At 76.8% G+C, this 25,124-nt stretch carries 17 protein-coding genes and 1 pseudogene; 7 read left to right on the forward strand and 11 right to left on the reverse strand.

The window, feature by feature from the left end; genetic code table 11:
• Positions 1 to 35: 35 nt before the first annotated feature.
• Together ABTZ17_RS17205 and ABTZ17_RS17210 are read right to left on the reverse strand one after the other, a co-directional pair.
• Complete coding sequence (locus ABTZ17_RS17205) at positions 36 to 1,592, reverse strand: L,D-transpeptidase (protein WP_352196454.1); 1,557 nt, start codon at positions 1,590 to 1,592, stop codon at positions 36 to 38.
• Positions 1,593 to 1,753: 161 nt separating this feature from the next.
• On the reverse strand, positions 1,754 to 2,173 hold the full coding sequence (locus ABTZ17_RS17210) for a YjbQ family protein (RefSeq protein WP_352196455.1): 420 nt from the start codon (positions 2,171 to 2,173) through the stop codon (positions 1,754 to 1,756).
• Between the two features lie 210 nt (positions 2,174 to 2,383).
• Here ABTZ17_RS17210 and ABTZ17_RS17215 point away from each other — a divergent pair, with 210 nt between their 5' ends.
• Positions 2,384 to 3,886, forward strand: coding sequence for an NHL repeat-containing protein (locus ABTZ17_RS17215; RefSeq protein ID WP_352196456.1), 1,503 nt, complete (start codon positions 2,384 to 2,386; stop codon positions 3,884 to 3,886).
• A gap of 37 nt (positions 3,887 to 3,923) precedes the next feature.
• Here ABTZ17_RS17215 and ABTZ17_RS17220 read toward each other — a convergent pair whose 3' ends face one another.
• The 3 genes from ABTZ17_RS17220 to ABTZ17_RS17230 are packed head-to-tail and all read right to left on the reverse strand — an operon-like array spanning position 3,924 to position 11,001.
• On the reverse strand, positions 3,924 to 4,901 hold the full coding sequence (locus ABTZ17_RS17220; RefSeq protein ID WP_352196457.1) for an ABC transporter ATP-binding protein: 978 nt from the start codon (positions 4,899 to 4,901) through the stop codon (positions 3,924 to 3,926).
• Entirely contained in the window at positions 4,898 to 7,663 is a 2,766-nt protein-coding gene (locus tag ABTZ17_RS17225) for an FtsX-like permease family protein (RefSeq protein ID WP_352196458.1), read from the reverse strand. The genes ABTZ17_RS17220 and ABTZ17_RS17225 overlap by 4 nt, the downstream gene beginning before the upstream one ends.
• 2 nt (positions 7,664 to 7,665) lie before the next feature.
• Positions 7,666 to 11,001, reverse strand: a complete 3,336-nt coding sequence (locus ABTZ17_RS17230) for an FtsX-like permease family protein (protein WP_352196459.1) — start codon at positions 10,999 to 11,001, stop codon at positions 7,666 to 7,668.
• A gap of 214 nt (positions 11,002 to 11,215) precedes the next feature.
• Here ABTZ17_RS17230 and ABTZ17_RS17235 point away from each other — a divergent pair, with 214 nt between their 5' ends.
• A complete protein-coding gene (locus ABTZ17_RS17235) occupies positions 11,216 to 11,941 on the forward strand; it encodes an ABC transporter ATP-binding protein (RefSeq protein WP_352196460.1) in 726 nt (241 codons plus the stop codon).
• Between the two features lie 162 nt (positions 11,942 to 12,103).
• Here ABTZ17_RS17235 and ABTZ17_RS17240 read toward each other — a convergent pair whose 3' ends face one another.
• Together ABTZ17_RS17240 and ABTZ17_RS17245 are read right to left on the reverse strand one after the other, a co-directional pair.
• The gene (locus ABTZ17_RS17240; RefSeq protein ID WP_352196461.1) at positions 12,104 to 14,173 is read right to left on the reverse strand and encodes a glycoside hydrolase family 15 protein; all 2,070 of its coding nucleotides are present in this window, start codon (positions 14,171 to 14,173) and stop codon (positions 12,104 to 12,106) included.
• Positions 14,174 to 14,497: 324 nt separating this feature from the next.
• Positions 14,498 to 15,325 carry a DeoR/GlpR family DNA-binding transcription regulator gene (locus tag ABTZ17_RS17245; protein ID WP_352196462.1) on the reverse strand — a complete coding sequence of 276 codons (828 nt, stop codon included), beginning with the start codon at positions 15,323 to 15,325 and terminating at the stop codon, positions 14,498 to 14,500.
• Between the two features lie 125 nt (positions 15,326 to 15,450).
• Between ABTZ17_RS17245 and galT the strand changes: the two genes are divergently transcribed.
• The 4 genes from galT (at position 15,451) to ABTZ17_RS17265 (ending at position 19,269) form a co-directional block, all read left to right on the forward strand.
• Positions 15,451 to 16,500, forward strand: coding sequence for a galactose-1-phosphate uridylyltransferase (galT, locus tag ABTZ17_RS17250; RefSeq protein ID WP_352196463.1), 1,050 nt, complete (start codon positions 15,451 to 15,453; stop codon positions 16,498 to 16,500).
• Positions 16,497 to 17,756 (forward strand): galactokinase, encoded by a 1,260-nt coding sequence (galK, locus tag ABTZ17_RS17255; protein WP_352196464.1) that lies wholly within the window; start codon positions 16,497 to 16,499, stop codon positions 17,754 to 17,756. Before galT ends, galK begins: the two co-directional genes overlap by 4 nt.
• Before the next feature lie 121 nt (positions 17,757 to 17,877).
• Positions 17,878 to 18,852: a universal stress protein gene (locus tag ABTZ17_RS17260; protein WP_352196465.1), complete on the forward strand. Its 975-nt coding sequence runs from the start codon at positions 17,878 to 17,880 to the stop codon at positions 18,850 to 18,852.
• A 93-nt stretch (positions 18,853 to 18,945) separates the two neighbouring features.
• On the forward strand, positions 18,946 to 19,269 hold the full coding sequence (locus ABTZ17_RS17265; RefSeq protein ID WP_352196466.1) for a hypothetical protein: 324 nt from the start codon (positions 18,946 to 18,948) through the stop codon (positions 19,267 to 19,269).
• A 158-nt stretch (positions 19,270 to 19,427) separates the two neighbouring features.
• Here the strand turns inward: ABTZ17_RS17265 and ABTZ17_RS17270 are convergent, their stop codons facing one another.
• Both ABTZ17_RS17270 and ABTZ17_RS17275 read right to left on the reverse strand, forming a co-directional pair.
• A complete protein-coding gene (locus ABTZ17_RS17270) occupies positions 19,428 to 20,198 on the reverse strand; it encodes a GntR family transcriptional regulator (protein ID WP_352196467.1) in 771 nt (256 codons plus the stop codon).
• A gap of 548 nt (positions 20,199 to 20,746) precedes the next feature.
• Entirely contained in the window at positions 20,747 to 21,910 is a 1,164-nt protein-coding gene (locus ABTZ17_RS17275) for an alpha/beta hydrolase family protein (protein WP_352196468.1), read from the reverse strand.
• A gap of 303 nt (positions 21,911 to 22,213) precedes the next feature.
• Here ABTZ17_RS17275 and ABTZ17_RS17280 point away from each other — a divergent pair, with 303 nt between their 5' ends.
• A complete protein-coding gene (locus ABTZ17_RS17280; protein ID WP_352196469.1) occupies positions 22,214 to 23,014 on the forward strand; it encodes a glycerophosphodiester phosphodiesterase in 801 nt (266 codons plus the stop codon).
• A 9-nt stretch (positions 23,015 to 23,023) separates the two neighbouring features.
• On the opposite strand, the pseudogene ABTZ17_RS17285 reads toward ABTZ17_RS17280, so the two are convergent.
• Together ABTZ17_RS17285 and ABTZ17_RS17290 are read right to left on the reverse strand one after the other, a co-directional pair.
• Positions 23,024 to 24,322 (reverse strand): annotated as a pseudogene (locus tag ABTZ17_RS17285) (MFS transporter); the annotation flags it as partial.
• Complete coding sequence (locus ABTZ17_RS17290) at positions 24,319 to 24,939, reverse strand: helix-turn-helix domain-containing protein (protein ID WP_352196470.1); 621 nt, start codon at positions 24,937 to 24,939, stop codon at positions 24,319 to 24,321. The gene ABTZ17_RS17290 and the pseudogene ABTZ17_RS17285, both read right to left, overlap by 4 nt.
• Positions 24,940 to 25,124: the final 185 nt, after the last annotated feature.

The raw sequence follows: 25,124 nt of genomic DNA on the forward strand, positions 1-25,124 counted from the left end.
AACCGCAGGTCAGCCGGGTGCGGGGGAGGGTTCGGTCAGGCCAGCGGGCTCAGCCGTACGGCGGCGGGCTGGGCCGCGCCGGCGGGCGGTCCGGCGGGACCGCCCGGGCCGAGGGCGCTGCCCGCCAACCAGGCCGTCCAGTCCACGTTCCAGTCGCCGAACCCGTTCCCGAACGGGGCCATCGGCTCCCCGCCGCTGTTGACCACCTCGACCAGGTCGCCCTCGCGGACCGTGTCGAAGAACCAGGCCGCGTCGGCCGTGCTCATCCCGGTGCAGCCGTGGCTGACGTTCTCCTCGCCCTGGGCCTCCACCGACCACGGCGCGGCGTGCACGTACTCGCCGCTCCACGTCACCCGGGTGGCGTACTTCACCTTCAGGTCGTAGTACTCGCGGGTGCCCTTCCTGATGCCGATGGAGTCGCCCCGCATCCGGACCTGCTTCTCCTTCCGCAGGACCACCTTGACCCCGGTCCGGGTCAGGAACCCGGCCTTGCCCGTGGTCACCGGAATGGTCCGCAGCACCCGGCCGTTGCGCCGCACGGTCATCCGGTGGGCCGCCGCGTCGGTCACCGCCTCGATCCGGTCGGCGATGGCCAACCGCACCGGATCGGACGGCCCCCCGGACAGGCCGCCCCCGAGCTCCACCCCGTCCAGGCCGCTGGACACCTCGACCACCGCGTGCGCGGGCCAGTACCCGCGCGGCCGGTAGTGCAGGGTCTGCGCGTCCACCCAGTGCCAGGAACCCTCCACCCGGGGCCGGGAGGTCACCCGCAGGGCCCGCTCCACCAGCACCCGGGCGTGCCCGTCGGCCGCCGGCACGGGGCGGCTGAGAGCGGCCGTCACGATCTGCCCCGTCCCGTACCGGCCCGAGCGCGGCCCGAACTCCGCGGTGAGCCGGTCCCCCCGGTCCGCCGCGGCGGTGTCGAAGGACAGCGTGGCGGCCACGGCCGTACCGGCCGCGTTCTCGGCGCCGATCCGCACCGTGTACGTCTCGCCCGACCGCAGCGGTTCGGAGTTGGCCCAGCTCCGCCCGTCCGCGGCGGTCTCCCCGGCAAGGTGCCGGCCCAGGGCGTCCCGGACGGTGACCTCGCCCAGCCGGCCCGGCCGCGCGAGCACGATCTCCAACGGTCCCGACGCGTCCGTGGGCAGTCCCGCCGCCGGCCGCGGCCCGGACGCGGGATCCGGCAGCACCTCCGCCGCCCCGCGCACCGACGCGGTGACCCGCTGCCACCGCCACCCCGGGCACAGCCCCGACCGGAAGGCCCCGGCGGAACAGGAGCCCGCCGCCGCGTCCCTACCCTCGTCCAGGACCCGTCCGATCAACAGGGCCAGCGGGGCCCGGACCCCGTCCGCCGGCTCCGGCGGGACCTGCGCCGCGGGAGAGCGGCCCGGCGCCGCCGTCACCGCGAGCAGGGTCCCCGTCACCAGGGCGGCCACCCGCCAGGCGGAGGTGCGCCGCCACCCCGGTCGCCCACCCCCGCGAAGGGCCGGAGCGGTGCCGGGGCCCGGCCCCGCCGCCACGTCCCGCTCCCCGTCCCCTTCTTCCCCTGTCCGCCCGCCCGTTGCCGCCCCGTCTGCGGGGGTCTCCGTCATGCCTCAGTCCTCCCGGCCGATCCGCGCCCGTTCAGGAGCATCAGACCGCCACCGCACCGAACCGATGATCATGAACTCGGCTCTGCATCCGAACGGACCGGCCAAGAGGACTCGTACGGAGCAGCCGCGACGGGCGACCTTCGCACCGCGCCGGCCGCCGCTCAGCCCAGGAAGCTCAAGCGCACCTGCCGCCGCGGATTGTCACGGTTGGTGTCCACGAGGCAGACGGACTGCCAGGTCCCCAGCTCCAGAAGGCCGTTGACCACCGGCAGGGTGGCGTGCGGGGGCACGAACGCGGGCAGCACGTGGTCCCGGCCGTGACCGGGGGAGCCGTGCCGGTGCTGCCATCGGTCGTCCGCCGGCAGCAGGGTGTGCAGGGCGGACAGCAGGTCCGCGTCGCTGCCCGCACCGGTCTCGATCACCGCGATCCCGGCGGTCGCGTGCGGCACGAACACGTTCAGCAGACCGTCCCGACCCGCCGCCACCTCGTCGAGGAACTCCTCGCAGGCCCGGGTCAGATCGGTCACGGTCTCGCCGGCGCCGGTGGTCAGGTCCAGGACGCGCGTGGTGAAGGGGCTCATCCCCCCATCCTCCGGCACGCCCGCCGGTCAGCCCCGCCCCGCCCGGCTCACCCCTGCGGGTGGAACTCGCACCCCGCCCCGCCCCGCCCGGCCCCGGCGGTGCCGAATCCGACCCCACGGCACCGAAGCTGTGGGTCACCCGGACGGCCGGCCAGGCCGCCCGGCCCGGCAGCGGCGGGCGACCGTCGCCGAGGACGCGGAGGACCCCCCTTGCCCGCAGCCCGTTCCGCCCCGCGCACCCGGCGCCCCGCCACGCGGGCCGCCCGCCGCGCCGCCCTCGCCCTCGCGGTGGCCCTGGCCCTCGCCCCGGCCCTGCCGGGCTCCGCGCCGACCGCACCCGCAGGGCCGGCCCCCGCCTGGGACGTGACGGCGGCCACCGCACCCGGACCCTCCGGCTCGCCCGCCGGATTCGGGACGGACGGCCGCGTGGTCACCGACCTCGCGGGCGCCGAGGACGGCCAGGACCTGCTGCTCCTGCCCGACGGCGGCACCATCGGCGTGGGCACCGCCTGGGGCACGGACGCCGGGGACTTCCTCCTGCTGGCCCACCGCCCCGACGGCACCCTCGACCCCGCCTTCGGCCGCCGCGGAGCCGTCACCACCGACATCGGCGGAGGGGACGACGTGGCCGCCGCCGGAGCCCTCCAGGCCGACGGCCGGATCCTCGTCGCGGGCCGCAGCGAACCGCCCGGCGGACGTTGCTGCCGCTTCGCCCTGGCCCGGTTCCTGCCCGACGGCCGCCCCGACCCCTCCTTCGGCGCGGCCGGCAAGGTCTTCGCCGCGTTCGCCGGAGACGGCACCGACCCCGTGGCCGAAGCCCTGGCCGTCACCGTCGACCCGGACGGCCGCATCCTCGCCGCCGGCCGCAGCGGCGGTGCCTTCGCCCTGGCCCGGTTCCTCCCCGACGGCGCCCCCGACCCCGCCTTCGGCACCCGCGGACTGGTCACCACGCCGTTCCCCGCCGGTGGCGCCGCCGTCCACGACCTCGCCCTGCTCCCCGACGGCCGGATCCTCGCCGCCGGACACACCGGCCTGACCGCGCCGGGCTCCGCCTCCGACGCCGTCCTGGCCCGCTACCTCCCCGACGGCACCCCCGACCCCGCCTTCGGTACCGGCGGCCGGACCGTCACCGACTTCGGGGACGAGGACTCCCTCCGCGGCCTGGCCCTCCGCCCCGACGGGCGCATCGTCACCGCCGGCTACTCCGGGGTGGACTTCGCCCTCGCCGGCTTCCTCGCGGACGGCCGCCCCGACCCCGCCTTCGGCCGCACCGGACTCGTCCGCACCGACCTGGGCGTCGCCCGGGCCTACGACCTCGCCCTCGACCCGGACGGCCGGATCCTCGCCGCCGGACTCGCCGACGCCGACTTCGCCGTGGTCCGCTACCTCCCCGACGGCCGGGTGGACACCGACTTCGGCACCGGCGGCCTGGCCGGCGCGGACTTCGGCAACGGCAGCCACGACGAGGCCCACGCCGTCCTCGTCCTCCCGGACGGCCACGTCCTGGCCTCCGGCACCACCGGCGGCGACCACGCCCTGGCCCGGTTCCCCGGCTCCGGCCCCGTACCGGCCGCCGCGACCGCGCCGGCCGTCCGCCCGTACCGGCCCGCGCCGGCCGGCACCGTACCGCGACCCGGCCCGGACGCCGTGCCGGTCGCCGAACGCCTCGGCCACCCCGCGGGGCCCGCCCCGGGACCCGGGGCGGCCCGGTAGACGGACCCGCTCAGACGGACCCGTCAGGACGAGCCGTTCAGGCCGACCGGTCGTCCGGCCACACCCCGATGTGGTCCTCCTCCAGTTCCAGGGCCACCCGGTGCTCCATGCCCAGCGCCGCCGTGTACTCAGCGGGCAACTGGAGACGCCCGGCCCGGTCGAGCATCGCGTACTCGCGGGAGACCAACGACTCCTGCCCCGCCTCGTCCACCTCGGTGCGGCGCAGCACCTCCGAGGAGGTCCGGCCGTCGCGGATCGCGACGGTGCGCCGCACCTCCCGCGCCACCGCCTGGTCGTGGGTCACGATCACGATCGTCGTGCCCAACTCCTCGTTGGCCCGGCGGAACGCCGCGAACACCTGCTCACCGGTGGACGAGTCCAGCTCACCGGTGGGCTCGTCGGCCAGCAGCACCGCCGGATCGTTCGCCAGGGCCACCGCGATCGCCACCCGCTGCTGCTGGCCGCCCGACAACTGGCGGGGCTTGCGGTCCGCGCAGTCCGCCACGCCCAGCATCGCCAGCAGCTCCCGAGCCCGTTCGGCCGTGCGCCGCCGTCGTTCCCGGCCGCCGCCGCCCCAGCCGCCCGCCAGCTGCACGGGCAGCGCGACGTTCTGGGCGGCCGTCAGATAGGGGAGCAGGTTGCGGGCGGTCTGCTGCCAGACGAAGCCCACCACCTCCCGCCGGTACCGCAGCCGGGCCCGGGCGTCCATCGCGAGCAGGTCCCGGCCCGCGACCCGGGCGGCCCCGGCCGTCGGCACGTCCAACCCGGCCAGGATGTTCATGAGGGTGGACTTGCCGCTGCCGGAGGCACCCACCAGCGCCATCAACTCGCCCTCGCGGACCAGCAGGTCCAGCCCCTGGAGGGCCTGCACCTCCACTCCGTCCGTGGTGAAGATGCGCACCAGCCGGTCGCAGGCGATGAGGGCGTCGTGCCCGTACGCCGGACGGTCCCGGTGCGCGGCCGCCCGCTGCTCCAGTTCGCCCAGGCTCGGCTGCGCCGTGCTCGTCTCGGTCATCGGGAGTCCCCCGCTCTGAGTTCGGTGACGGATCCGCGGCGGCCCGTCCACCAGGACTGTCCGGCGGCCACCGCGCCCGCCAGGGCCAGTACGCCCACCGCGGGCAGCACCAGCGACCACGTGTCGGCCCGCAGCGTCACGCCGTCGAGCCGGGTGCTCCCCGGATCGGCGGCCAGGGCCAGCAGGCCCAGGTCGATGCCCGGGGCGAGCAGCAGGACCGTCGCCCACCCCACCAGCAGGCCGCCGCCGGCGCCCAACAGCGCCTGCGGCAGCGATTCCAGGCCGAGCAGTCGCCGGCCCTGCCGTGAGGTGAGGCCCATGGTCCGCAGGCGCGCCAGCAGGGCGGTCCGCTCGGGGGCCGATTGCAGCAGGGACAGCACCAGCGCGGCCACGGCGTAGCCGGCGCCCGCCGCGAGCGCGGCCCGGTAGACGCCGCCGGCGCCCTCCTGGAGCGGGGAGTCCGTGAGCGCGACCCGGGCCTCGGCCCGGCTCCGCACCGTCAGCAGCGGGTCCACCGCCCGGACCGCGGTCCGCAGCTCCGCCGGGTCCGCCGCAGCGCCCGACACGAGCAGGGCGGTCACCGGCTGCTTCGCCAGGGCGGCGGCGTCGATCAGCAGGAAGTCGGAATCCGGTACCGCCGGGGTCCGTTCCCGGACCGCCACGACCCGCACGGTCAGCTCCCGACCGGCCAGGGCGATCCGGCGGGGTCCGGTGCCCAGCCGCTCCGCGGTGCCGGGCGAGGCCACCGCGGGCAGCGCGGCCCCCGAGCCCTCCAACAGGCTCGCGGGGAAGGCGCCGAAGCCCAGTCCGGCGGCCAGTTCCGCGTAGGGGCCGGGGGCCACCCCGACCAGGGCGAGCGGCCGGTTCTCGGTGCCACCGCCCCGGTCCACGAGCCGGCCCGTGCGCTCGACGCGCAGTTCGGTGACCGTCCGCACCCCGGGTACGGAGCGCACCGCGGTCGCGGTGCCGGGGGCCAGGGGCAGGGCTTCGCCGGGGGCCGAGACGCGGGCGTCGGCGCCGGTGGCGACGAGGGCGGCCAGGTCCCGGGTGTCCTCGACGCCGGCGAGCACCGAGCCGCCGAACGCGGCGGTGGACAGGGCCGTGAGGAGGGCGAGGACGGGCAGTGCGCCGGTGGCGGCCGACCGCCCCGCCCGGGCCAGTGAGAGGAAGCCGACGGCCCCGCGCATCCGGGCGGCCGGGCGCAGGGCCCAGCGCAGCGGTGTCGGGTAGAGGCGGACCAGGACGGTGGCGGCGATCAGGCCGGTGAGGACGGGGGCGGCGCTGACCAGGACGTCGGCTCCGCCGTCGGCGCTCCGGCCGCGGAGGGCGGCCACGGAGGCGGCGGCCAGGGCCAGCAGGGTGAGTTCGGCGACGGTGCGGCGGGCGCCGGGCCGGGTCCGGATGAGGTCGGCGCGTTCGCCGCCCGGTCGCAGGACGCGGTGGCGGAGCACGGCCCGTACCGGGAGGACGGCGCAGGCCAGGACGGCGACGGCGGTCGCGGCGAGCACGGCGGGGCCGGTGGCGGTGCCGGGGGCGAACATCAGGGCGGCCAGGAGTCCGAGGGCGGCGGCGGGCAGGGCCACCACCGCGGTCTCGCCGCCGAGTCGGACGGCGAGGCCGGTGAGGGAGGCGCCGCGGGCCCGCAGGAGGGTGAGTTCGGCGGTGCGTCGGGCGGTGGCGAGGCCGCCGGCCATGGCGAGGACCACGGCCGCGACGGCCGCGATGCCGAAGACGGCGACCGCGACGAGCCGTCCGATGGCGTCGCGGAGTTCGAGGTGGGAGGCGAGGACCCGGTCCAGGCCGGTGGTGAGCACGGCGGTGTCGCCCGCGGCGCGACGCAGGTCCAGCATGGCCGGTCCGCCCTCCAGGGCGGCGGTGCGTGCGGCGAGGGCGGGGGCGTCGCGGGCGGTGAGGTGGGCGGTGGCGGGGGCGAAGTGCCAGTACCGCTCGGGTTCGGCCCGGAGTTCGGTGGCCAGGAGGGCGGGGGCGGCTCCGGGGGCGATCAGCAGGCCGCCCTGCCAGAACATCTGGGGCGGCAGGGCGTTGGTGCCGGCCATGCCGGGGGTGCCCAGGACGGGGACGGCCGCCCAGTAGGCGCCGCCGGGGTCGCGGGGGGCGAGGAGGCCGGTGATCCGGACGGCGAGTCCGGCGCCTCCGGACCGGCCGGCGAGGTGCACGACGGAGCCGGTCCTGAGTCGGAGGGCGCGCGCCGTGGCCTCGGTGACGGCCGCTTCGACCTCGCGGGTGGCGGCCGTGGCCCGGTCGCGTACGGCGGGCAGCCGGCCGGCGGTGACGGTGGCGTGCCGGTCGAGTCCGGCGGGCGCGGCGAGGGTGAACTGCGGGGGGACGGCCTCGGGGCGGGGCAGCCACGGGTCGGTGCCGATGAGGGTGCCGGTGCTGCGGACCCCGTACGAGGACTGGGCGGGGTCGGCGCGGACCGGGGCGGGCAGCACGGCGGTCGCGGCGGCGTGGGTGCGGGCCAGCGCGGTCGGGCGCAGCTCCTCCTCGCGGGCGGCCTGGGGGTGTTCGAGGCCGGGCTGGGGCATCGTCAGCCGCAGCACGGTCCGGTCGGCGGGGGCGCCGGCGATGTCGCGGCGGAGTCCGTCGGTCTCGTACGCCTCGACGGCCCGTGGCAGGACGGCCGCGAGGAAGGCGGTGACGCAGACGAGCAGGGCGAAGGCGAGGGCGGCGGCCGGTGCGGACCGCAGCCGGGTGCGGACCCAGGGTGCGGGCAGCGGCTGCCGTGTGGTGCGGAGCGTCATGCCTACGAGTCCCCCTGGTGGCGCAGTGAGACCGCGGGGTCGGTGCGCCGGAGCGCGACCGCGGCCGTGATGAGCAGGGGCACCGCCCCGATCCCGGCGAGCAGGGCGAGGACCTGTCCGACGGGGAGTTCGACCAGGACCGTCGGGACCGGCTGGGCGGCCTCGGCGGTCAGTGTCACCAGGGGCACCACGGCGCGGGCGAGGAGGGCGCCGAGGAGGGTTCCGGTGAGGAGTCCGATGCCGACGAGCAGGCCCTGTTCGGCGGCGATCATCCGGGCCAGGGAGCGGCGGGGCGCGCCGATGGCCCGGAGGACGGCGGTCTCCGCGGAGCGTTCGCGCAGGGAACCGGCGGCGCTGACGGCGAAGCCGACGGCGGCGAGGGCCGCGGCGGCGGCCGCGACGGCGAGGAGCGCGGCGCGGGGTCCGGCGCCCAGCGGGTCCTTGAGGAGGGCGGCGGCCGTCTCGTCGCGGACGAGGACGCGTCCGGTTTCGGCGCCGGGCTCGGCCCGCAGGGCGGTGGCCACGGCGGCGGTGCGTCCGGGTGCGGTGTCGAGCCACCATTCGCTCGCGTCGAAGGGGGATTGGCCCTGGGCGGTGAGGGCGGCGTTGACGGCGCGGAGGTCCAGGAGGAGGGCGCCGCCGTCGGTGTCGGTGCCGCCGCGGACGGCGGTGCCGGTTCCGGTGGTGGGCAGGGCGCGGGTGGTGCGGACCACGGTGACGCGGAGGGTGCGGCCCTCCGTGCTGAGGTCGAGGCTTTGTCCGGGTCGGGTGCCGGAGGCCCGGAGGAAGGCGTCGGTGGCCAGGGCCGGGATCCGCTCGGGGGCGGGGCCGGGGGCCAGGTCCAGGCGGACGGCGTAGCGGGGGTCGCCGCCGGGGGCGAGGGCCACCGGGTAGGCGGCGGTGAGCGGGGCGGCGGGGGAGGAGGCGGGGGTCAGCCCGAGGGGGGTGCTCTCCTCGCCGAAGGAGGTCAGCACGGAGGCGCCGCGCCAGGTCAGGGGCCCGCCGGCGGTGAGGGGGCGAGGGTCGCTGGTGGCGCCGGTGGTGAGGAGGCGTTCGACGGCCAGGCGGTGTTCGCCGCCGGGGCCGGGGCCCGCGGCTCCGGTGAGGCGGAGGCCGGTCAGGGTGAGGGGTTCGGCGGGGGCGGTGCGGCCGTCGGGGCCGCCGAGGGTGACGGTGGCCCGGTGGGTGCGGCCGTCCGCGGGGACGTCCCCGGCCTCGGCGCGGTAGGACAGCCCGTGCCGGTCGGTGAGGACCAGCACGAGGGCGGGCGCGGGGGCGGTGGGGGGCCGGGTGCGGCCGGCGACTCCGCGTGCGTCGGTGATCCGCAGGTCCACGTGGAGGGAGCGGGTGCCGGGGGGCAGGGTGAGCGGGGCCGCCGGCGCGGTGGTCGGGGCGAGGGGGCGCAGGGCCGCCCCGGCGGAGCCGCCCGCCACGTCGTCGCGCAGCAGCAGGTGCCCGGGCGTCCGCGCGGTGTCGAGGACGAGCAGGTCGGCCTTGCGGCCGCCGGAGAGTTCGGCGGTCGCGCGGTGGGCGGGGGCGGCCGAGGTCACCCCGGGGACGGCGGCGTAGTGGCCGCCGCCGGCCGGCCCGTCCACGGGGGCGGGGCCGAGGACCCGGACCGGGGCGCCGGTGCGGAAGTCGGCCTGGTCGCGTTGGGAGCGGTCCCAGGAGGCGCCCTGGCCCACGGCGAGCATGCCCATGGCGCAGGCGAGGATCAGGAGCAGGACGGGCGCGGTGCCGCGCAGCGGGCGGCGGCTGAACTGCCAGCCCGCCAGGGCGGTGGTGAGGCCGCGTCCGGAGGCGGCGCGCCGCTCGGCCAGTCGGGCCGCGGGCGGCAGCAGCCGCAGGGTGAGGACGGTGCCCGCGAGGAGGGCCAGGGCGGGGGCCGCGACGAGCAGCGGATCGATGCCGAGGGTGCCGCCGGGGCCGGTGCCGAGGGCGCCGCCGCCGTCGGCGGTCTGCCGGTCCAGCTGCCAGTACGCCACTCCGGCGATGACGAGCAGGCCGAGGTCGGCGCCGGTGCGGACGGGGGCGGGCAGCGCCGAGATCCGGGCGCGTCGCAGCCGGACGGTGTCGCCGGCCGCGGCGAGGGCCGGGGCCACCACGGCCGCGGCGCAGCAGGCCGCCGTCGCGGCCGCGACGAGCCAGACGGCGGCGCCGGGAGCCGTCGGGAAGCGGACGCCGGCGGAGCCGTCCAGGGCGTCGGGGACGAACAGCGAGGCGAGCGGCCCGGCGAGGAGGGGGGCGAGGGCCACGGCGGGCAGGGCCAGCAGGGCGGCCTCGACGGCGGCGAGCGAGGCGATGCGGCCGCGGGCGGCGCCGCGGGCCCGCAGCAGGGCGGTCTCGCCGGCGCGCTCGGTGCTGAGCAGGCGGGCCACCAGCAGCAGGGCGTACCCGGCGAGGAGGACCAGCTGCACGGCGACCATCAGCAGGGTGGAGCGGGCCACCAGCAGGGCGCGCTCGGTGCGTTCGAGGACCTCGGGGAGTCCGGTGGTCGCCGACAGGGTGCCGCGGAACACCGGGTCCTCGCGGAGCGCGTCGGGCGCCGCGGCCGCGGCCTCCCGCAGCGGGGCGATGCCCTCGGTGGTCAGCCGGTCGAAGTCGGCGGTGGCCACCCAGCCGGTGGTGCCCTCGGCGACCCGGCCGGAGGCGAGCACGGAAGGGTCGGCGAGCAGCGGGCCGTAGGTGGTGAACACCATCTCGCGGACCCCGCGGCCGGCGAGCGGGTCGAGCTGCCAGTACGGGTCGGAGGTGTCGCGGGGCCGGTACAGGCCGGTGATCCGGACCGTGAGGGGGGTGCCCGCCAGCCGGTCGGTGAGCTTCAGTTCGGTGCCGGGCCGCAGCCCGAGGAGGCGCGCGGTGTGTTCGGGGAGGGCGACCGGCACGGGGGCTCCGGCGGGCGCGGGGCCCGGCCAGGTTCCGGAGGCCAGGGCGATCCGACCGCGGTCGAGGGCCGCGAGGTGGGTGAGGTCCGGTTCGTCCGCGGTGCCGGCGCCGCTCGCCGCGTCACCGCGTCGGGCGCCGGCGGGCAGGGCGTACGGTCCGGAGCGCTCCAGCGCGCCGAGGGTGACGGGGAGTCCGGGGAAGGTGGCGCGGGCGCCGCGTTCCACGGCGGCCCGGGCGGCCTCCCGCCGGTCCGGCGGTACGTCGGCGGAGAGCACGAGGGCGGCGGTGGTCGCGGCGGGGCCGCGCAGACTCTCCCGGAGCGCGGCGTCGCCCACCTGGCCGGAGAAGGCCGTGAGCGCGGACAGCACGCACGTGGTCAGGAGCACCGCGAGCAGCGCGGCGGCCAGCAACAGCCGGTGCGCACCCGCACGCAGCAAAACGAACCCTGTCACCCGTCCCCCGCCCGGCCTCCCGTGATCACAGCGTGTCAGGATCACAGCCCGTCAAGAACGGCTGTTCTATCAGCTATCCGCGGATCGGGAAATAGAATCCGATAACCGGAATGGGCGCCTCGTCGGATTGCGGGATTTTGTCGCGGTTGACCGTTGCCTTGGGGCAGAACGTTACCTAGGGTGGCCGGACCGACCAGGCACGGGGGATGCCCAGATGACCCGACAGAGCACCGCACCGTCCCCGTCCGGGACCGGATCCGGCTCGGACGCCATGGTGCGCGTCACCGACCTGCACCGGACCTACGGCACCGGACCGGCGGCCGTCCACGCCCTGCGCGGGGCCTCCTTCGAGATCCCCCGCGGCAGCCTGGTGGCCCTCAAGGGCCGCTCCGGCTCCGGCAAGACCACCCTGCTCAACCTCGTCGGCGGCCTGGACTCCCCGGACCGCGGCAGCGTGCTCCTCGACGGCACCGAACTGGCCGGACTCGGCGAGGAGGAGCGGCTCGCCCTGCGCCGGGACCGGATCGGCTTCATCTTCCAGTCCTTCGGCCTCATCCCCATCCTCACCGCCGCCGAGAACGTCGGCGTCCCGCTCCGACTCCGCGGCGCCGACCCCCGCGAACGCGAGGAACGCGTCGCGCTGCTGCTGGCCCTGGTCGGTCTCTCCGACCACGCCGCCCAGCGCCCCGACGAGCTCTCCGGCGGCCAGCAGCAGCGGGTGGCCATCGCCCGCGCCCTCGCCAACCGCCCCGCCCTGCTCGTCGCCGACGAGCCCACGGGCCAGCTGGACGCCCGGACCGGCCTGGCCGTCATGGAACTGCTCCGCTCGGTGGTGCGCGGCGAGGGCACCACCGCCCTCGTCGCCACCCACGATCCGCAGCTCCTCGGCCTCGCCGACACCGTGCTGGAACTGCGCGACGGCGAGATCATCCGGCACTGACCGGGACCCGGCACGGGGACCATCGGAGGGGCCGTCGGGCCGGACCGGAGGGGTGCCGATCGCCGACTGCCGGTGCGGCGGACGGGGCGCACGCGGTGGGTGCGGTGGGTGCGGCGGAGCCGGTGCGGCCGAGCGATCGGCACCCGACCGGCATGCCGGGCCTCAGCCGCGCGACGCGTTCGCCGACGCGTTCGCCGACCCGTCCGCCGACGCGGGCACCGACTCCGCCTCCGCCTCCGACGCCGACCCCGACTCCGCAACCGGGCCGGACACCTGGAAGGTCGAGGGCGCCGACACGGGCGGCTCCGTGCGCGGGGCGACCACCGGCGGTGACGGAGGCGTCGGCAACGGCGACCCGTCCAGCGCCCGCGCGCTCAACAACACCAGCGCCGCCGTCCACCCCAGCGGGGCCACCGAGGAGCCGTACCCCGCCGCGTTCACCTTCTCCGGCAGCTCTCCCAGCCCGTTCCGCTTCGACAGCACCCAGTCCAGCACCGGCCCCGCCTTCCCCGGCCGCCCCGAACCGGCCCACGCCAACGCGAAGAAGGCCGTGCTCGGCGCCCAGGCGTGACTGCCCCACACGTGCCCCGGATCGTTGCCCGGCAGCAGACCGCCGTTGGGCAGCCGCAGCGCCCGGTAGGTGTCGTCCAGGGCCGCCGCCAGACCGGCCGGCGCCGTGTTGAACGGCGGAGCCATGAAGGCCGCCGCGCTGTCCCGGCCGTGCTTCCCGTCCGCGGTGCGCGCGTACCCGACCGGCGCGAACCGGGCCGCGATCCCCGCCGAGAGCTTCCGGGCCGCCCGCTCCCACCGCTCTGCGTCCGCCGTCCGGCCCGTGGACCGCGCCAGGTCCGCCGAGGCGTTCAACCCCGCCAGCAACGGAGCGGCCGTACCGATGTTGGGGGTGTCCGTGCCCAACTCCCAGTAGTCGGGCGCGGCCGGGGGCAGTCCGTCGGCGCGCAGCGAACGGGCCGCGTGGTCGGCGGCCTTGCGGACCATCGGGTAGAGCGCCGCGAGGCGTTCGGCGCGCCCGGCGGGCGGCGCCGCCCGGTACCACTGCCAGGTGGCCCACGGCACCCAGCCGTTCCCGTCGAGCTGCCAGGCCCGCCGGTCCGGCGGGCCGGAGCCGTCCAGCAGGGTCCGGGCGTGCCAGGTGCCGTCGGCCCGCTGGGTCGTGGCGTTGTAGGACAGGATCAGGTGGGCCTCGCGGTCGTGGCCGGTCGCGGCGAACGCGGCCGCCGCGAAACTGCCGTCCCGGGGCCATGAGTACTGCCAGGGCGGGGACTGGGCCGCGGCGAAGGCCCCGTTGGGCCGCAGCAGGGCCCGCATCGCCAACAGGGCGCGTTCACCGGCCGCCCGCCGCCGCGGGGTGTCGCCCGGCACGGTACCGGCCGCCAACCAGGCCCGACTCGCCGCGATCTGCGCCAACGCCCCGGGGTCCTCGGCGGGCACCACCACGGAGGCCGTCTTCCCGGCGGGCAGGTAGCGCCAGTTCCCCGAGGGCAGGCGGAGCACGTTGCTGCCGCGGACGTAGCTCGCGCCGACCGCGAACGCCGGGGTCACCGCCTCCACGGCCGTGCCGTTGGACAACAGACCGGCGGTCCGCGCCGCCTGCGCCGAGACCGGGGTGTAGCAGGGCTCGGCCTCCCCGCAGCGCGCGCTGCCGGTCGGCTCCACCAGGAAGGCCGCCCGGGCCTCCTCGGCGCGCCAACCGCCCGGTCGCGCGGAGTCGTAGTGCCAGCTGCCCGGCAGCCCGGGCGCCGGGGTGCGGGTGCCGTGCCAGGAGATCGTCGCGCCCTCGTCGGTACGGGCCTGCGCGAACAGGTAGTACGTGCCGCCGGCCCGCAGTTTCGCGGCGAGCGGGAACTCCACCCAACCGGCCCCGCGCCCGCCGAGCCGTGCCAGGTCCACGCTGCGGGTGGCCACCGCCGAGGAGTTCGCGGTCCGCTCCGTCCGGACCTGCACCGTCACGGTGCCGGTGCCCGCCCCGCTGCTGAGGTACAGGCTGACCCGGTTCAGGAGGGCGCCGGGGGCCCGGAACTCCTGGGCGGCGGCGTGGGCGGCGCCCTTGATGCCGAACAGCGCCGCCTCGTGCAGGGGCTGCCCGACCAGGGCGGCCGGGGGTCCCGCGCCGGGCCCGTGTCGCGGGTCCCGCTGCGCGCCGTGCGCCACGGCGGACGGACCGAGCAGGGCGGTGGCGAGGACCAGGGCGAGCGCGGCGGAAGCGGCAGGCATCCGGTGGGTCTCCCTTCCGTCGGCGATGGCGGAGGGTGCCGCGGCCGGAAGACCCGGCGCGGCCCCCCGACCGGAGGGCCGCGCCGCCACCGCGCACCTGGGTCCAGGCTCCGGTGCCGCCCTCCCGCGCGCACGCCGAAGATCACGTCCGGGTGGTCCGGGGCCCGTACGACCCGGCACGGGAGCGGGCCGCACACCCGCCACGGTCCGTCATCCGGCGCGGGGCCGAACGGGTGAGGCTGTGGTGCGGCTGGGGGGCGTGGTGCGGATGTGAGGGGAGGCGAGGACGGTCCCGTTCGGTCCGAGCGAGGGGGGCGGGGCCGACTATTCCGTCGGGTCCGCGTCCCGTTCCGGGCCCGCGATGAGGAGCTCGCCCACGGAGGCGCCCAGGACCTCGCGGGCCTCCGGCGGCAGGCCGGAGTCGGTGACGAACCAGTCCAACCGTTCCAGCGGGGCGAAGCCGCTCAGCCCCACCACCCCCCACTTGGTGTGGTCGGCCACGGCCACGACCCGCCGTGCCGAGGCCACCAGGGCGCGGTTGGTCTGGGCCTCGGCGAGGTTGGGGGTGGTCAGTCCGGCCCGCTCGGTGACACCGTGCGCCCCGAGCACCAGCAGGTCCACGTGCAGGGAACCGATGGCCTGGTCGGCCAGGGGCCCCACCAGTGCCGCCGAGGGAGTGGGGGTGCCGCCGGTCAGCAGCAGGGTCGGGCCGGTGCCGTCGCCCTCCCGGGCGGCGTTCCGCACCAGTTCGGCCACCGGCAGGGAGTTCGTCAGGATGGTCAACCGTGGCACGGCCAGCAGCCGGGCCGCGACCGCGTGCGCCGTCGTCCCCCCGGACACGGCCACCACGCCGCCCGGCTCCACCAGGGTGGCCGCGGCGGCCGCGATGGCCGCCTTCGCGGCGCCGGCGAGGACGGATTTGGCGTCGAACCCCGGCTCGTGCCCGCTGGCCCCGCCCGTGGCGACCGCCCCGCCGTACACCTTCTCCAGGGCGCCGCGGCGGGCCAACACGTCGAGGTCGCGGCGCACCGTCATGTCGGAGACCCCGAGGCCGGTGACGAGTTCGGCCACCCGTACGGCCCCGTCCCGGCGGAGCGCCTCCAGGATCAGGGCGCGCCGCTGATGGGCCAGGTGCGCCGCCTGCTCGGCCATGGGTCCCTCCCGCTCGGGAAATCCACTCAGAAACCGACAAGCTAACACGTGTGATTCTGTTGGACCGTCGGATCTTCCGTGATCGAGTCTGTTGGTTCTGATCGGATCCTGTTTATTCTTGGCGAGTGAAGAAGACCGTCACGAAACTCGCGGACGGCCGCGAACTCCTCTACTTCGACACCGACGAAGCCGTCGCGCGCGACACCCCGGACCTCCGCTCCCTCGACCCCGTCGACAGCCGTCCCGAGCTCCGCCGGGACCCCGCCACCGGCGACTGGGTCACCATCGCCTCGCACCGGCAGGCCCGCACCCACCGACCCCCCGCCGATGCCTGCCCCCTGTGCCCCTCCCGGGACGGCCGGCTCGGGGAAGTGCCCGCCGCCGACTACGAGACGGTCGTCTTCGAGAACCGCTTCCCGTCCCTCGCCGGGGAACTCGGCCGCTGCGAGGTGGTCTGCTTCACCCCCGACCACGAGACGTCCTTCGCCGACCTGAGCCCCGCACGGGCCCGCCTCGTCCTCGACGCCTGGACCGACCGCACCGCCGCCCTGTCGGCCCGCCCCGACACCGCGCAGGTCTACTGCTTCGAGAACCGCGGCGCCGAAATCGGCGTCACCCTCTCCCACCCGCACGGCCAGATCTACGCCTTCCCCCGGATCACCCCCCGCACCACGAAGATGATCACGGCCGCCGCCGCGCACCGGGCCGCCACCGGACGCAACCTCTTCGAGGACCTGCTCGCCGAGGCCCGCGCCACCCCCGAACGCCTGGTCAGCACCGGCACCCACTGGACCGCGTTCGTCCCCTACGCCGCCCGCTGGCCCTACGAGGTCCACCTCCACCCGCACCGCCGCGTCCCCGACCTGACGGCCCTGAACGAAGCCGAACGGGCCGAGTTCCCCACCCTCTACCTCGACCTGCTCCGCCGCTTCGACCGCCTCTTCCCCGACCCGGCGGCCCCCGGCGGCCTACTGCCCGCCCCCTACGTCTCCGCCTGGCACCAGGCACCCCGCGAAGGCGGTCGCGAACTGGCCCTCCACCTGGAGCTGTTCACCGTTCGACGCGGCCCCGCCAAGCTCAAGCACCTCGCGGGCACCGAATCGGGGATGGAGGCGTTCATCAACGACATCGCCCCCGAGGAGGCCGCCCGCCGGCTCCGGGAGGCCCACGGATGACCGCACCCGGGACGAGCCGACGGGAGGCCGGGGACGAGCGGCCCGACGGCGGTACGGGCGCACGTCCGGCTGCCGCGCGGGCCACCGGGGCGGCGGAGGAGGCGCGACGGCTCGACCGCGCGGTCGCCGCGTTCACCGCCCTGTACGGCACCGTGCCCGACGGGGTGTGGGCGGCACCGGGCCGGATCAACCTCATCGGCGAACACACCGACTACAACGACGGCTTCGCCCTCCCCGTGGCCCTCCCGCAGACCACCCTCGCCGTGGCCCGCCGCCGCACGGACGGCCGGATCCGCCTGCACAGCGCCCAAGGCGACGGCCGCGTCACCGAGCTCGGACCGGAGGGACCGGCCCCGGGGGCCGTACCGGGCTGGGCCGCCTACCCCGCGGGCGTCCACGGGGCCCTCACCCGGGCCGGACACCGGCTCGAAGGGTTCGACCTGCACATCGACTCCACCGTGCCCACCGGCGCCGGACTGTCCTCCTCCGCCGCCCTGGCCTGCGCGGTCGCCCTCGCCCTCGACGGGCTCCACGGACTCGACCTCACCGGACCGGAACTGGCCCGCACCGCCCAGCTCGCCGAGAACGCCTTCGTCGGGGTCCCCTGCGGGATCATGGACCAGATGGCCTCCGTCTGCTGCGAGGAGGGATCCGCCCTCCACCTCGACTCCCGCACCCCTGACCGGTACCGGCAGGTCCCCTTCGACCCGGCCGCCGCGGACCTCGCCCTCCTCGCCCTCGACACCCGGGTGGCCCACGACCTCGGCGACGGCGCCTACGCCGCGCTCCGCGCCGGCTGCGAACGGGCCGCCGCCCTCCTCGACCTGCCGGCCCTGCGCGACCTGCCGGCGGCGGAGTTGCCCACGGCCCTCGACCGGCTCCCCGCCGACCTCGCCCCCCTGGTCCGCCACGTGGTCACCGAGAACGGCCGGGTCGCCGAGGCCGTCACCCTGCTCCACGCGGGGCGGACCGCCGCCCTCGGCCCCGTGCTCACCGCCGGCCACGCCTCCCTCCGCGACGACTACCGCGTGTCCTGCCCGGAGACGGACCTCGCGGTGAGCGCGGCCCTGGCCGCCGGTGCCCTCGGGGCCCGCATGACCGGAGGCGGCTTCGGGGGCTCCGTGATCGCGCTGGTCCCGGCGGGCCGGGAAGCGGCCGTGGCCGAGGCCGTCACCACCGCGTTCACGACCGCCGGATACCGCCCGCCCCGCACCCTCCGGGCCGCCGCCGCCCCGGGAGCCCGCAGGCTGCTGTGAAGCCGAAGCGGAGGCCGAAGTGGAGGCCGAACCGGAGGGCGCCTTCGCGGGTCGTCGCGGTCCGTGCCGTCCGGGACCTTCGGCCCCTGCGGCGCACACCGACCGGTGCCATGCTGGAGCCATGATCACCGAAGGTGCGCAGGAAGGCCCGGTCGTCGTCGCCGTGGACGGCTCCGAACACAGCCTCAAGGCCCTCGACTGGGCCCTGACCGCAGCCACGGCCGCCGGAGCGGAGCTGGTCATCGCCCACGTGATGCCCGACCACGCCCAGTACTGGCAGGCCCGCCGGACGGCCGTCATCGGCGAACCGGAATCGGAACCGGAGGACCCGGTGGCCGGCTGGGCCACCGGACACCTGAAGGACCGGGAGGCCGGGGACGAGGGGCGGGGCGGGCCCCCGTCGGTCCGGTTCGTCTCCCTCACCGGGGCCGTCCCCGCCGCCCTGGACCGGCAGGCCGAAGGGGCCCGGATGCTCGTCCTCGGCTCGCGCGGTCGCGGCGGGTTCGCCAGCCTCCTGCTGGGATCCACCAGCCGCGCCTGCGCCACCAAGGCCCCCTGCCCGGTGGTCGTCGTCCCGCACTCGGCGCGTTCCGCGACCGGTCCGGTCGACGGTGCCGGCAGTGGGTCGGAAGGCGATGCGGGAGGCGACACCGGCCGGGTCGTCCTCGGACTGAACCCCTCCGAGACCGCCGACGAGGTCATCGGCTTCGCCTTCCGGCGGGCCGCCGAACGGGGCCTGACCCTGACGGCCGTCACCGCCTTCCTCGATCCGGTCTCCCCCCTGCCCCTGATCGGCACCCCGATGCAGGGGCTCCCCGCCCAGGACGTGGCCCCGCTGCTGCGCGAGATCGAACGCGCCCAACAGGAGCGTCTCGCCCCCTTCCGGGACGGCCCCTACGCGGCGGTCCCCGTGGAGAGCGTCGTGGGACCCGGGGACGCCGCCGGACAGCTGGTCGCGCTGTCCGGGACGGCGGAACTGCTCGTGGTGGGCCGGCACAGGCCGCGGCTCCAGGCGGATTCGCTGCTGATGGGCTCGGTGGCCAACGCCGCCCTGCAGCACGCCGGGTGCGCGGTCGCGGTGGTCCCCGGCTCCTGACCGGGCCCCGGGCGGGCGTCCGGCGGGGCGGGTTAGGCTGGCTGCGGGGCCTCTGCCGAGGGCCCCGCACGGCGGCGGGAACGGAGGGAAGCCATGGTGAGCGAACCGCAAGGCCCTCCGGGAGCCGCCGATGCGCGCGGGCTGCTGCACCTGATCGCGGCCGAGCCCTCGCTGCTGGCACCCGCCCCCGAGGAACCGAGTACCGCCGAGCTCCACCTGCGGGTGGGCTACGAGGAACACCTCTGCCTGTCCTGCGGGGATCGGGCCACCGTCGCCGCGATCGTCAACAGCGAGGAGGCGGGGTCCCGGTGGCTGGACCTGTGTTCCGCCTGCTGGACCGAGGTGCAGGTGGCCAACGAGGTCCCCGAGGAGGACGCCTGGCCGGTGAACCCCGACGGTCCGCCGCCCTCCCTCTGACCCTGGCCCGCGCCTCCCTGCCGGTGGGACGGCGGAGGGCGGTGGGACGGCGGAGGGCGGTGGGCTGATGGCCGACACGCCGTTCCCCTTGGCGGAAGGGGCTCCGGACGCGCCGTTCGCGACCCCCGTGCGACGGCCGGACGGGTCGTACGGCCGCTCTACGTGAGGTGGATGGACGGGGCCGTGGTCGTCGTGGCCCGCGTGTGGTGCCAGATCAGCTGGCGCCGGGTCGGATAGGTGAGGTCGGTGATGGCCAGCGGCCGACCGTCCTGGTCGTGGATGGTGCGGCGGATCGCGGGGGAGGGCTGCCGGCCGCTGCGGTCCGGCGCGGGGATCGTGATGGTCTCCGTGACGCGCGCCGCCAGGCCCTCCCGGGCCAGCCAGACGTGCAGCTGCCGGAGGTCGGCGTGGTCGCTGGGGGCCCCGTCCAGCTGCCGTCGCAGCTCGGGCACGGCCTCGACGGCGGCGGGCGAGAACCAGGTCCGGGCCTGCTGGAGCGGAACCCCGTCGGAGTCCGTCAGCTGGTGGTGGTGGACGAGCACCTGCTCCCCGGCCACCAGACCCATCAGGGCCGCGGGCGCGTGCGGGAGCCCGGCGATCCGCAGGACGGAGCGGACCGCGGCCCCCGGGCGGGCGGTCAACCCGCCCGGGAACTCGGGCACCGAGGGTCGTCGCACCGGCGGCGGCTCCGCTCCGGCCGTGTTGTAGGTGCCGCGCCGGTCGGTGGTGACCAGTCCCTCGTCGCGCAGGACCTGCAGCGCGGCCCGGACCGTCTGCCGGTTCGCCTGGAACCGCGCGGACAGGGTGCGTTCCGCGGGCAGCCGGGCGCCGGGCGCGATCGACTCGGAGAGGTCGGTGCGCAACGCGGCGGCGATGCGCTGGTAGGCGGGTGTGGTGGCGGCCCGTGGGCCGGGTGGGTGCGTGGACACGGCGGACCTTCCGGTAACCGGTAGTGATCGGACGTGTGGGGAGTGCCACGACTCTAGCAGTGGTCTATACCTGTCAGCGGATCGGGTCGGGCCCCCTGACCGGAAACCGGCTGCTCATCCGAGGCTCTGGAGTGCGCGCTTCTGTGCCCGCGCACTGAGGCGCCGTACCCGCTCGACACCGGAGGATGTCCGGAAACCGCCGCCCCCCGACGCAAGAACCCGCCCGGAAAGGGCGGGCTGTGCCGAGTCGTACCGCGACGGTCGAACGGCCGGTCGGGCGATCCGCCGAGTGCCGGCCGCGTGGTCGGCCGAGCGGCGGCGGGGACGGCCCGGGATCCACGTCGGCCGTCGGGGCCGGTCCCGCCGGCGGGGCGGGGAAGCGGCGGGCGGGCGGCGGGCGGGCGGGCGGGCGCGTCAGCGGATCGAAGCGAGTGCCGACGCGTGCGACGGGGCGGTCGACGCGACGTCGTCAGGGTGATCATCGGGACGGCCCGGGCCGGCCGGCAGTCGGCGTTCGCCCGGCTCGGGGGCGGTGCGGTGCCGCGCGGTCAGCGGTGGGACCAGCGGAACTCGACTTCCGGATGACGCACCGAAGGGCCGTCGAGCAGGGGCGCCGGACGCCCCGTGAGGAAACGGTCGAAGCAGGCCCGCGCGTAGGACCGGACCAGCGCCGTGGAGCGCTCGGGGCGCAGGGTGCCCAGCAGTTCGGCGTACAGATCCGCCGGCCAGACCTCCCGGAGCCCGCCGGGCCCCGCCAGGTGCGGCAGGTCCGTGAAGGTGAGGTGCCCCGTCCCGGTGATGCGCAACTGCCGCGCCCAGCCCCGCTGGTGCTCCCGCCACCGCTGCCAGGTCTCGTGGTCCTCCAGCGCGGTGAGCAACAGGAACGGCCGGTCCAGCCCGAGGTCGGGCACCGGAGAGCCGAACAGTCCGGCGTCCAGGGCCACTCCGGCCCGGAACCGCCCGTCCACCCGCAGCGCCTCGGCCGCCGCCGCGCCGCCCATGGAGTGACCCAGCACCCCGATCCGCCCCCGGTCCGCGACGGGGGCGCCCGGCCCGTGCCCGATGCCGGAGCCCCGGGTCAACGCACCGGCCAGGAAGCGCAGGTCCCCGACGCGCGCCCCGATCTCCAGCCGCTCCTGGGCCTCCCAGTCCGCCGGCTCGTCGGGCAGCACGCTGCGCACGACCCGTCCGCCGGGGAACTCCACGACCGCCGCGTCGAAGGTGTGGTCCACCCCCGCCACCAGGTGGCCGTGCGAAGCCAGGTCCTCGGCCAGGGCGGTGCCGTGCGCCCGGCTTCCCTTCCGTCCGTGGCCGAGGAGCACCAGGGGCAGCGGTCCCGGGGCGGCCGGGGCGTTCACGCGGGCGTGGGGACGGGCGGCTGCCAGGGTGCCCGGGATCAGGGGGAGGCTCGCCTCCAGCTCCGCGGCGGCCACGGCCCCGCTGTAGGTCGCCCGCCGGTGTCCGCCGGTCCACGCCGCCGGGTACCAGAGCTGCACCATCAGCTCGCGCGGACGGCGGTCGGGAGCGAGGGGGTCGATCCGGTCCCGGTCCACGAGGTGCAGCACCCGCGTTCCCACCGCGTGCCGACCGGTCGGCGCGGGCAGCGGGAACGCCGCGGGGCCGCCGGTGGCCCGCGCGACCGAAGCGGCCGGCAGCACGCCCGCCCCGGCCGACAGCCCGGCCAGCACCAGCATCGAACGGCGCGTGAGCATCTTCCACCCCGGTTCCCCGACCTGCACGACCCCGTCACCCTAATTGGTCTGTACCAACTTGCCTAGACCGCCTCGGAGTTGACTTCCCCGCCCCGCCCCGCCCCGTCCCTGCCCCCTGTCCCTCCGCCCGTACCCCCGTGAGCCCTCCCCGCCCGCCGGCTGTCCCGCCCGCGCTCTCACCTGGCAGGGTGTGTCGAGGGCAAGCCGGGCTCGGTCGGGCTCGGTCGGGCTCGGGCCCCGGGCGACACGAGGTGGACCGGTCTCGTGTGCGTCCCGTTCACGCTGGTTTGCGAGGATGGCCGCATGCACCTCACGGCCGTCTCCGACACCACCCCCGCTCCCCGGGTCATCGCCCACCGCGGCGCCTCTCACGAGCACCCCGAGCACACCCTCGCCGCCTACCGGCAGGCCATCGAGGACGGTGCGGACTCCCTCGAATGCGATGTGAGGCTCTCCGCGGACGGCACCCTGGTCTGCCTCCACGACCGCAGCGTGGCCCGGACCTCGGACGGGCAGGGCATCGTCTCCACCCTGACCTACGACCAGTTGTCCGCCTTCGACTTCGGGGCGTGGAAGGGGGAGCGGCACCGCGAAGCCCGCGTCCTGCGCTTCGAGGACCTGCTGCGGCTCTCCCTGGACGCCCCCCGCCCCGTCGGCCTGGCCGTGGAGACCAAGCACCCCACCCGTGCGGGCGGCCGCGTGGAGACCGAACTGGTCCGCATCCTGCGGAAGTACGGTCTTGCGGACGGTTCCGGCGGCGTCGAGGTGATGTCCTTCTCCCGCGTCTCCCTGACCCGTCTGCACCGGCTCGCCCCGGGACTCCCCTCCGTCTTCCTCATCGAGCGTCCGCGGCTACGCCCGGCCCGCCCTCCCTTCGCCACGCACGCCGGTCCCGGCATCGACCTGGTCCGCCAGGACCCGGCTCTGGTGCGACGGCTCCAGGCGAAGGGACTCCGCGTCCGGGTGTGGACCGTGGACGCCCCCGAGGACGTGGACCTCTGTCTTGACCTCGGTGTGGACACCCTCATCACCAATCGCCCGCGTGAGGTCCGCGCCCACATCGACGCCCGTCTCGCCCGCCTCGCCGGCACCGCTGCCCGCTGAGGCCGGTATCCGGAGCCTGGCCCGGCCGGGGCGCAGCCACAGTGCGGCCCCGGCCCCCAGTGCCGCCGCGGCGATCAGCCAGGCCGTCGGCCCGCCCGGGAGCCTGCCCAGGACCAGCCCCGTCGCCGCCCCTGTGAGCTGGAGGGCCAGCGACTGCACGGACAGGGCGGTGGCCCGCCCGGAGTCGTCGACCCGCCGGTGCAGCAGGTCGTTCTCGCTGGGCCCGGCAGCGCCCAGGCCCAGGTAGACCAGTCCGTAGCCGAGTGCCGCGAGCGCGACCGGCAGGGCGCCCGCGGCGGCGGCCGTCGTGCCGAGCAGCAGGAGCCCGGAGGCGGAGACCGTCAGGGACAGCAGCACGGCCCGTTCCCCGCCACCCGCGAGCCGCGCGGTCGTGGGGGCGAGTTGGCTGCCGAGTGCGGAGCAGGCGAATCCCGCGCAGGCCAGCCCCGCGAAGAGCACGGCGCCCGATTCGGCCGCCCCGGTCAGGTCCGCCGCGCGGCCGGGAACCAGGAGTTCGAGGGCGGCCAGGGCGCTGCCGGTCGCCGAGGCCGTGAGGAGCACCCGGCGGGCGAGTGCGTCCCGCCCGCCCAGCCGCAGCCCGGCCGCGACGCTCGCGGGCACTTCGCGCCACACGGATGCCGGGGTCACCCGGGGCCGGACGGACTCCCGGACCACCCTCCACGCGTACAGCAGGAAGGCGACCTCGGTGACGGCTCCCAGCAGCAGCGGGACCGCCAGCGGCACGACGAGGCCGGAGGTGGCCTGCGTCAGCCTGCCGCCCCAGTCGGGGCCGAGCCCCAGCAGCCAGGGCAGGCCGCCGCCCAGCAGGGTGCCCGCGGCGAGGGCCGCCGAGACCGCCGTGTTGCCCCGGGCCAGGCCGGTGCGCAGGTCGGCGTCGGGGCCGGAGAGGGCCTTGGCCCGGTCCACGTACCAGGCCTCCGCCGGCCCGCTGGACAGGGCTCGGCCCGCGCCCTTCAGGAACAGTCCCAGGGCGAGGACCCACCAGCTCGTGCCCAGCCCCACGAGCGCCAGCGCGCACAGGTCGAGCGCGCCGGCGGCGAGGAGCACCGCACGCCGCCCGATGACATCGCTGAGGCCGCCGGTGGGCAACTCCAGCGCGGCGGTCGTCAGCGAGTGCACCGCTATGAGCCCCGCCACCGCCGCCAGTCCGAGCCCCCGCTCGGTCAGCAGGAGCACCAGTGGCGCGAAGGCCAGCCCGGTGGGGAGCCAGTACAGCCCGCACAGCACGGCGTACCGGCGGCGCAGGGCGCCTTCGGTGACCGCGTTCGCCACGGTCGACGCGCTCATGACCGCTCCGCCGGGGTCTCGGTCTCGGCCGCCCCGGTGGGGAGTTGGGGGAGTCCGGCCAGGAAGAGCGTGACGTGGGCGGCCCGTGGATCCTCCGCGTCCCGCGCCGTCAGCTCCGCGAGGGTCCGCTCCACCACCCCCCACAGCTCTTCCAGGGACTCCGGGGTCAACTTCGGGCCGAGGTCGCTGATGCCCGCCGGCTCCCACCAGGCTTCGTCCATCCGACCGGCCTCGACCTGCGCCTCGTACCGGTCGAGGCTCTCCTGGAGGTGTTCGATCTGGCGTCTGCGCATGAATCCGCTGAAGGCCCTGGTCTCCAGGTTCATCTCCATGGCCGTGTTGCTCCACGAGGTGACCGCGTGCACCGCCTGCCAGCGCCGTTCGCGGGCGTCGCGGTGGGCCGCCTCTCCGACGAACCCGTGCTTGGCCAGGACCCGCAGGTGGTAGCTGGTGGACGCCGAGGACTCGTCCGTGAGCACCGCGAGCTCGCTCGCGGTGGACGGGCCGTGTTGGCGCAGCAGCCCGAGCAGGCGGATCCGCAGCGGGTGCGTCAGGGCCTTGATGGCCGCGGAGTCCCGGGCCGGGTCGAGCGTGCGTGAGTCCTCGTCAGCAGCCATGCACAGCAGATTAGGAGGGGTGAAGGCAGTTTGCCAAGAGAGTTTTGCAAAAAAGTTTTGGGAAAATGGGGGGAGTGCGGAGTGCGGAGTGGCGAGAGCGGTCGGGGGGGGGGGGGGGGCGGCGCCCCCCCCCCCCCCCCCCCCACCCCCCCCCCCCGCACCCACACCCACCTCCGCCGACAAAA

Source organism: Streptomyces sp. NPDC097619 (assembly GCF_040302735.1).
Lineage (GTDB): Bacteria > Actinomycetota > Actinomycetes > Streptomycetales > Streptomycetaceae > Streptomyces.